The organism is Lapillicoccus sp., assembly GCF_025353065.1.
Lineage (GTDB): Bacteria > Actinomycetota > Actinomycetes > Actinomycetales > Dermatophilaceae > Lapillicoccus.
This window is the reverse complement of sequence record NZ_JANXRJ010000126.1, coordinates 1-8,000: the sequence shown is the minus strand read 5'-3', so window position 1 is coordinate 8,000 and position 8,000 is coordinate 1. Positions and strand designations below refer to the sequence as shown.

8 protein-coding genes are annotated in these 8,000 nt (G+C 72.2%); 4 read left to right on the top strand and 4 right to left on the bottom strand.

Annotation, left to right across the window (positions count from 1 at the left end; translation table 11 throughout):
- Positions 1-426, bottom strand: a 426-nt coding sequence (locus Q0R63_RS10385) for a single-stranded DNA-binding protein (RefSeq protein WP_295697015.1), incomplete at its 3' end; no start/stop codon positions are given.
- A gap of 61 nt (positions 427-487) precedes the next feature.
- A complete protein-coding gene (gene rpsF / locus Q0R63_RS10380) occupies positions 488-775 on the bottom strand; it encodes a 30S ribosomal protein S6 (protein WP_295697013.1) in 288 nt (95 codons plus the stop codon).
- Positions 776-1,228: 453 nt separating this feature from the next.
- Between rpsF and Q0R63_RS10375 the strand changes: the two genes are divergently transcribed.
- On the top strand, positions 1,229-1,606 hold the full coding sequence (locus Q0R63_RS10375) for a hypothetical protein (protein WP_295697011.1): 378 nt from the start codon (positions 1,229-1,231) through the stop codon (positions 1,604-1,606).
- Positions 1,607-1,617: 11 nt separating this feature from the next.
- On the top strand, positions 1,618-2,304 hold the full coding sequence (locus Q0R63_RS10370) for a DedA family protein (RefSeq protein WP_295697009.1): 687 nt from the start codon (positions 1,618-1,620) through the stop codon (positions 2,302-2,304).
- Positions 2,305-2,368: 64 nt separating this feature from the next.
- Here Q0R63_RS10370 and Q0R63_RS10365 read toward each other — a convergent pair whose 3' ends face one another.
- Entirely contained in the window at positions 2,369-3,847 is a 1,479-nt protein-coding gene (locus Q0R63_RS10365; protein ID WP_295697008.1) for a glycosyltransferase 87 family protein, read from the bottom strand.
- Positions 3,848-3,915: 68 nt separating this feature from the next.
- Positions 3,916-6,123 carry a transglycosylase domain-containing protein gene (locus Q0R63_RS10360; protein WP_295697007.1) on the bottom strand — a complete coding sequence of 736 codons (2,208 nt, stop codon included), beginning with the start codon at positions 6,121-6,123 and terminating at the stop codon, positions 3,916-3,918.
- A 212-nt stretch (positions 6,124-6,335) separates the two neighbouring features.
- On the opposite strand from Q0R63_RS10360, the gene Q0R63_RS10355 reads away from it, so the two are divergent.
- Together Q0R63_RS10355 and Q0R63_RS10350 are read left to right on the top strand one after the other, a co-directional pair.
- Positions 6,336-7,256: a zinc-ribbon domain-containing protein gene (locus tag Q0R63_RS10355; RefSeq protein WP_295697006.1), complete on the top strand. Its 921-nt coding sequence runs from the start codon at positions 6,336-6,338 to the stop codon at positions 7,254-7,256.
- Positions 7,257-7,415: 159 nt separating this feature from the next.
- The coding region (locus Q0R63_RS10350) for a PadR family transcriptional regulator (protein ID WP_295697004.1) at positions 7,416-8,000 on the top strand (585 nt) is incomplete at its 3' end.

Here is an 8,000-nt window from a genome sequence, read left to right as displayed (position 1 = left end):
ACCCTGGCCACCACCTTGGCCGCCGTAGCCACCGCCGCTGCCCTGGCCACCGCCACCGCCGCGCTGGGTCTTGGTGACCTTCGCCGAGGCATACCGCAGAGAGGGGCCGATCTCGTCGACCTCCATCTCGACGACGGTGCGCTTCTCGCCTTCCTTCGTCTCGTAGGACCGAGACTTCAGCCGGCCCGAGACGATGACCCGCGTGCCGCGCTGGATCGACTCGGCGACGTTCTCCGCCGCGTCACGCCAGACGGAGCAGCGCATGAACAGCGTCTCGCCGTCCTTCCACTCGTTGCTCTGCCGGTCGAACGCCCGGGGCGTGGAGGCCACGGTGAAGTTCGCGACGGCAGCCCCCGACGGTGTGAACCGCAGCTCGGGGTCGCCGGTGATGTTGCCGGTGATGGTGATGACGGTGTCGCCTGCCATTGCTTCTCCCTCTCGTTCTCGGGCCGCGGTCGCTCAGGCGGCTGTGACTAGGCGGCTGTGACTAGGCGCCGGGGCGCAGGAGCTTGGTCCGCAGGACCGACTCGTTGAGCCCGAGCTGACGGTCCAGCTCCTGGGCGGTGGCCGGCTCGGCGGTCATGTGGACGACCGCGTAGATGCCCTCGGACTTCTTCTTGATGTCGTAGGCCAGCCGGCGACGGCCCCAGATGTCGACGGTGTCGACGGTGCCACCGTCCTTGGTGACGACGGACAGGAACTTGTCGAGGGACGGCGACACGGTGCGCTCATCCAGCTCGGGATCGAGGATGACCATGAGTTCGTACTGACGCATGCGGTAACCCACCTCCTTTGGTCTCGGCGGTCACGGTCTTTCCGTGACAGGAGGGTTGCAAGACGTCCCGCCATGGCTCCACCCTGTCATCCAACGCCGACATCTCGTCGAGGTTGTCCACAGGGTCGGACGTGCGCCATGGCGAACCCGCCAAGGATACCGGCGCGAGGACGGCTTCGGGTAATCGCCTGCGCCGGACCGCCCGCCCCACCGCCCGCCCCACCGCCCCTACGACTTTGGTCGGAGGCAGGTGGCCCCCGGTCGGCCGGAACCATCCCCGAGGGGGATGCGTCGACGGACCAGGAGGACGAGGGTCGTCCGTAGGCGACCGGTAGCCGTCAGGGGCGGGTCAGGGTCACCCCAGGGTCGGCCCCCATGGCCGCAGGTGGGTCGGGCCCACGAGTCTGGGGACAGCTCCGGACGGGGGCGACGATCGACGGAGGAAGAGACGCGATGACGATGACGCTGCACCGGCCGAACGCCGATTCCACGGTCGTCGTCGACGGCGCGCTGCTGCTGCCCCGGGCGGTCGTCGCCACCCGCGCGCTCCTGACCGGCAAGGGCGTGGAGACCTACCGGGCGGCCTTCCCGGCCAGCAGGGCCAGGGACCGCCACCGCGTCCCGACGACCTCGCCGAGCCGGATCGCGACCCACGTCGTGGCGGGCTTCCTCCTCGGTCTCGCGACCGTGGCGGTGCTCGTCGGGCTCGTCGTCGCCCTGCTCGTCTCACCCCTGCTGCTCGCACCGGCCGGCGTCGCCAGCCTGCTGGCCTTCGCCGGGATCGGCGCCGGTCACGGGACGCTGACCCGCCGACTCGTCGACCGGACCTGAGAACCAGGACCGTGACGACCCTCATGACCGGCCTCGAGCACTGGCTCCTCGTGGTCACCGCGTCGCCGTGGGCGCTGCTCGTGCTCCTCCTCGGCTGCTACCTCGACGCCCTGTTCCCGCCGGTGCCCAGCGAGACGATCGTGCTGGCGCTCGGCACGCTCGCCGTCTCGGGACACGGCCCCCACCCGGTGCTCGTCGTGCTCCTCGCGGCGGTCGGCGCCTTCCTCGGTGACCGGACGGCGTACGCCATCGGGGGACGTATGCCGCCCGGTCGCCTCCCCTTCGTGCGCCAGGAGCGCGCCGCGCGCCTGCTCGCCCGGGTCCGTGACCAGCTCGACCGGCGGGGGGCCGCGTTCATCCTGTCGGCGCGCTACGTGCCCGTCGGACGGGTCGCCATGAACGTCGGGGCGGGCATGGTCGGCTTCCCGGCGCGGCGGTTCACGGCATACGCCGCCCTGTCCTCGATGCTCTGGGCGACCTGGACGGTGCTGCTCGGGGTCTGCGCCGGCGCTCTGCTCCAGGGCCGGCCGCTCCTCTCCGTCGCCGTCGGGGTCGTCAGCGGCCTGCTGGTCGGGCTGGGGATCGACGCCGTCCTGCGGTGGCGGGTGCGGCGCGGACCCGAGGGGGGCGGCTCCACCCGACAAGGGGACGCTTCGCTCGAGAACCGTTCTCTCGGGGAGGTTCCCTTTATCGGGTGACCCGATAAAGGGACAGGGGGCCGGGCGACGGGCCGGACGACGGGCCGCCGTCAGCCGCCGGACGTCAGCCGAAGCGGACGACGAGCTGGTCGCGGCTGCCCCGGATGGGGCCGGCGAGCTCGTCGGGGTCGGCCTCGCGGGCGAGCCGGGCGTCGGTCGCCTCGAGCTCAGCGAGGACCTCGGCGTCGAGGGGGTGCCCGGACCCCTCGGCGGCCACGCGGCGCTCGTCGGCCGTCTCCCTCACGTCGGGCCAGCGCCGACGCGCGACGTGCCAGGTGCGGTGGACGAGCCAGCCGACGCCGATGAGACGGATCAGGAGGAACACGGAGTACCACCCGGGGGGCAGGCCGCGGTCGGGCACCGAGATGGCCGCGATGTAGAGCCAGACCGCGACGAAGTAGAGCGCCTCGGCGGCCGCCCAGAGGAGGTGGTCCGCCCACCGCAGCCCGACGAGGGCGACCAGCGGGACGAGCCAGAGCGAGCTCTGCACCGGCATCGACTTGCCCGTCGCGAGGACGATGGCGACCATCACGAGGGACACCTCGGCGACCCCCGGGCGGCGCGCCGACCCCAGCGCGAACACCGCCCCGACGACGATCGCGACGACGATGCCGAGGACCGCCAGCCCGGTGACCGCGGTGCTCGGCAGGGGGTAGCCCGCCAGCTGGGGCAGCACCCACGGCGACCCGAAGCCGGCGCCGCCGGAGGCCCAGCCGCGGTAGGCGAGGAAGGCCGCGCCGGGGTTGAGCAACCCGAAGCCCACGAGGATCACGCCGAAGGTGACCAGCGCCGACCCGGCGACCCGCGCCCAGACCGCGAGCCGGCCGGCACGAAGGCAGACGAGGAGCAGCGCCACGAGGACCAGCAGGGGGTAGGTGCGGGCCGAGATCGCCAGGCCCAGCAGCACCCCCGACAGGACCAAGCGCTCGCGCGACCAGAAGTAGAGCGCCGCCGAGAGCAGGGCCACGCCGAGGATGTCGGGCGCGACGACGATGGTGAGGACGACGACCGGGGACAGCGCGACGTGGGCGCCGCGGATCGGGAAGGCGCGCACCGAGGCGGTGGTCCACCAGACCGTGAGGACCAGGAGCACCGCGGCGAGCGCGGCCCAGAGGCCGAAGTACCAGAGCATCCGGCTGCCGATGTCGCCGGAGGGCACGATCGAGGCCAGCAGCGACATCACCAGCCCGGTCAGCGGCGGCTGGGCGACCGTGGGCGAGGAGAAGCCACCGGTGAGGAACGGGCCGAGCCCGGCGGCGAGGCCGTTGTCCTTGTAGGTCGCCGGCAGGTCGGAGAAGCAGGCGTGCCAGAACTGGTCCGGGGTGCTCCAGCCCGAGCTGATGCAGTGCGTGCGCTCGAGGACCGCCAGGCCCATCGGGATCGCGGACACGGCGCCGAGGACCGCGGCGTAGTAGCGCCAGCCCTTGGCGACGGCCACGGCATACCGGCCGAGAGGGCCGCCGATGACCTCCGAGGCGGCCGCGACGACCGGGTCCGCGCGGGTGGGGACGACGACGCGGTCGGGGTGGGAGGTGCGCGGCACGGGGGCAGCCTACGGGCGGAGTCTGGGGCGCGCCCGAGCCGGTATGCCGCGTGGCCGGGTCAGCCGGGTCAGCCGGCCGGCGCCGCGAGAGGCTTGGTCGTCGAGGGGGTGGGCGTGGGCTTCGTCGGGGTCGGCGACGCGGACGTGGTCGTCGTGGTCGGCGGCGGCGTCCGGGTGGTCGTTGTCGTGACCGGCGGCTGTGTTGTCGTGGTCGTGACCGGCGGCGCGCTCGCGCTGGTCGCGCTCGTGGACGGCGACGGGGTGGCGGTGGTGGTCGGGGTGGCGTTGATCTTGTCGTCGCCGATCCCGACGCGAGCCGGGAAGCCCGCGGCCGGGAGGTTGGCCGTCGCCGCCTTCATGAAGTCGAGCCAGATCGACAGCGGGATCGAGTTGCCGCTCAGCTCGTCGAGACCGGCGATGTTGGTCAGCTGCTGGGGCACGCCGCCCACGTCCTTGAACATGCCGACCGAGACCGAGAGCTGCGGGACCACTCCGGTGAACCACACCGAGAGGTGGCCGTCCGTCGTGCCGGTCTTGCCCGCGACGGGCCGGCCGAGCTGCTGGGCCCGGGAGGCCGTGCCGTTGCCGCTCGTGACCTGCTGCATCGCGTCGAGGGTGTCGGCGGCGATGTCGGCGGAGAAGGCTTGCGCCGTGGTCTTGCTCGCCTTGTAGCTGATCGCGACGGTGTCGGAGGTCGCCGAGGCGATGAGGTAGGGCGTCGTGCGGACGCCGTTCGCCGCGATGGTCGCGTAGGCGCTCGCCACGTCGATGACGTGGGGCGACGACGTGCCGAGGACGTTGGTGATCCCGTTGTTGAGGCCGGGGGTGCAGCCGTTGGCGGTCGTCACCCCGGCCGGGCAGGCCTTGGGCATCCCGGCCGCGACCGCCGCGTCCTCCGTCGACTGGGGACCGATCTGCTCGTTGAGCCGCAGGAAGGCGGTGTTGATGGACTTGGCGAGCCCCTCCCTCAGGTCGACCTGCCCGAAGCTCTGCTTGAACTCGTTGGGGATGGGCTTGGCCGCGGGGTCGTTCGGGACGACGAAGGGGCTGTTCCCGCTGACCTGCGTCTTGGTGCTGATCCCCTGCTGCAGCGCGGCGATGAGGGCGAACGGCTTGAACGTCGAGCCGGCCTGCATGATCGCGCCGGTCGCCGAGTTGATCTGGCGCTTCTGGTAGTCGGCCCCGCCGTACATCGCGACGATCGCCCCGTCGCCGGGCTTGATCGCCGCCAGTCCGGCATACACGTCGGTCGCACTGGTCGGCAGGTCCTTCGCGACGGCCGCGACCGCCGCGTCCTGCGCCACCTTGTTGATCGTCGTCGTGACCCGCAGCCCGCCTCGGTCGATGTCGCTGTCGCTGAGCTTCAGGCTCGACTTCAGCTCGTCGCGCACCGCGGCGACGATGTAGCCGGTGGTCCCGGAGAGCGTCCTGTTGGTCTGTGGCGCGATGGTCGGCGGCACCGTGGTGATCGCGGCCCGGTCGGCGGCACTGAGCCAGCCCTTGGTGACCATGCCGTCCAGGACGTAGTCGAAGCGGTCCTTGAGGTTGCCCTGCTGCCTGGTGCCGAGCGCGGGGTCGAAGAGCGAGGGGGCGTTGATGACGGAGGCCAGCACGGCGCTCTGGGGCACGGTGAGCTGCTGCGGGTCCTTGCCGAAGTAGGCCTTGGCGGCCGTCTTGATGCCGTAGGCGCCGCGGCCGAAGTAGATGGTGTTGAGGTAGTTCTCGAGGACCTGGTCCTTCGTCGTGGTCTGGTCGATCTTGACGGAGATGATGATCTCCTTGCCCTTGCGGATGATCGACTTGTCCTGCGTGAGGAAGTAGTTCTTGACGTACTGCTGGGTGATGGTCGAGCCGCCGCTCTGGGTGTCGGCGCCGCGCACGGTGTCCCAGATGGCCCGGGCGATCCCCGTCGGCGAGACGCCCTTGTTGGTGTAGAAGTCGCGATCCTCGGCGGCGAGGACGGCCTTCTGCATGCCCTGCGGCACCTGGGACAGCGGCACCGACTCGCGGTTGCCGTTGACGTCGCTGAGCCGCGCCAGCTCGGTCTTGCCGTCGTCGTAGTAGACGATCGAGGCCTGCGCGTTGGCGAGCTGGTTGGGCGTCGGGACGTCGATGGTCGCGTAGGCGATCGCGATGCCGACGCACGCCAGAGCGAAGAGGCTGAGCGCGGTGAAGAGGAGGACCTTGAGGATCCTCTTGGCGCGACCCCCCTTCTTGCGCTTCGGCTTCGGGCGCTTGCGGGCAGAGCCGGTGTCGGCTCGGGTGGTGTTGCTCAACGACTCTGCTTCCGTCGGTCTGGCCCGTGGCGGGGTCCGGCTCGGGGCCCGGAGAAGGTCTCCCAGTATGCGCGGCTCGGCTCGCGCGACCCAATCGGCGGACCGCCGAGCCCTCAGCGGTTTCCCACGCGCACCCCTCTCGTGCCACCATCGTCGATCGGACTGAAGGGTCCGGCGCGTGCCCTGCGCGACGGCGACGGAAGGAGTGCCCGATGACCGCTCACTGCAGCCTCTGCGGCGCCCCTCTCGCGCCCGATGCCCGCTTCTGCGCGCAGTGCGGGACGCCGGTGGCGCCGGCAGCCGTCGCGGCGCCGCCCGTCAACCCCTACGAACGACCGGCCGCCGGTGTCGACGAGGAGTACTACCCCGAGGACTTCCCGGACCACCTGTCCGCCGACGCGGGCCGTCAGGTGCTGGCCGGGGGGAGCTACCCCACCGAGCCGCCGTCCCCCTATGCGCCGCCCGCCTACGGCGCGCCGGGGTCCTCGCAGCCGGGTTACTCGCAGCCGGGCTACGGTCCGGCGGACTACGGACCCGACCTGGACGAGCCGACATACGCAGCAGGGGGATTCGCGGGGCGTGACGAGGGACTCGGGTCCCCGTGGCAGGAGCCGGACGGGGAGCGCTCCCGGGCGCTACTGATCGGCGGCGCGGCGCTCGTCGGGCTGCTGGTCCTCATCGGGCTGGTCTACTTCCTGCTCTTCCGTCCCGCCAGCTCGCCGACGGCGTCCCTCCCGGCGGCGTCCGCCTCGGCCTCGGCACCGCGCGCGACCACCCCACCCCCCGTCGCCGGCGGGGCCACGCCGAAGGCGACGGCCCCGCCGTCGCCGAGCCAGGCGGCATACCCCGCCGTGGCACTGCCTGCGGGCTCGACCGTCTGCCCCGCCGTGGCGACCGGGGCCTATGCCCACGTCGCCGCCGGCAACAGCTCGACCTCGTGCGAGTTCGCCGCGGCGGTGCGCGCGGCCTACGAGCCGGTGGCCGCTCCCGGCGGGTCCGTGACCGTCCAGGCGACGAGCCCGCGGACCGGCAAGACCTACTCCATGACCTGCTCCGGCAACCAGCCCGTCCTCTGCACCGGCGGCAACAACGCCCAGGTCATCCTCTACGGCGGGACGCCGACCACCCCCTGAGGCTCGTCGGGCCAGGGCGACGCCGGGGGGGATGTCTCCCGCGCGTCGTCCGGATGCCGCCGCGCCGCGCGATGATGTATCGGCGCGATACATCCGCATGTATGCTGCACCGAACAAAGATCGATAATGTCCCGTGCCACCTCGAGGAAGGACGCTCCGATGGCCCGCCGCGCCGACCTCCTCGACTTCGCCGTCCTCGGCCTCCTCCATGAGTCGCCCATGCACGGCTACGAGCTGCGCAAGCGGCTCAACACCGCGCTCGGGGCGTTCCGCGCGCTGTCCTACGGCTCGCTCTATCCCTGCCTGCGCGAGCTGCTCGCCACCGGCTGGGTCCGGGAGACGCCCGGCGGGCCGGGCGCCGTGGGCAGCCGGCGGGCCCGGATCGTCTACGAGCTGACCGCGCTGGGCAGGGAGCACTTCCAGGCCGTCGCGGGCGACGCCGGGCCGAGCTCGTGGGACGACGACGAGTTCGACGTGCACTTCGCCTACTTCGCCCGCACCACCGCCGAGGTCCGGCTCCGGATCCTCGAGGGCCGGCGCTCGCGGCTCGAGGAGCGGCTGGCCGCCATCCGCGCGGCCTCGGCCCGCAACCGCGAGCGGATGGACGCCTACACCTCCGCACTGCAGCGGCACGGCGAGGAGAGGGCCGAGCAGGAGGTGCGATGGCTCGAAGAGCTCATCGTCGCCGAACGCTCGGCGCCTCCCGCCGCCGCCACGACCACGACCCCCCCCACCCCCACCCCC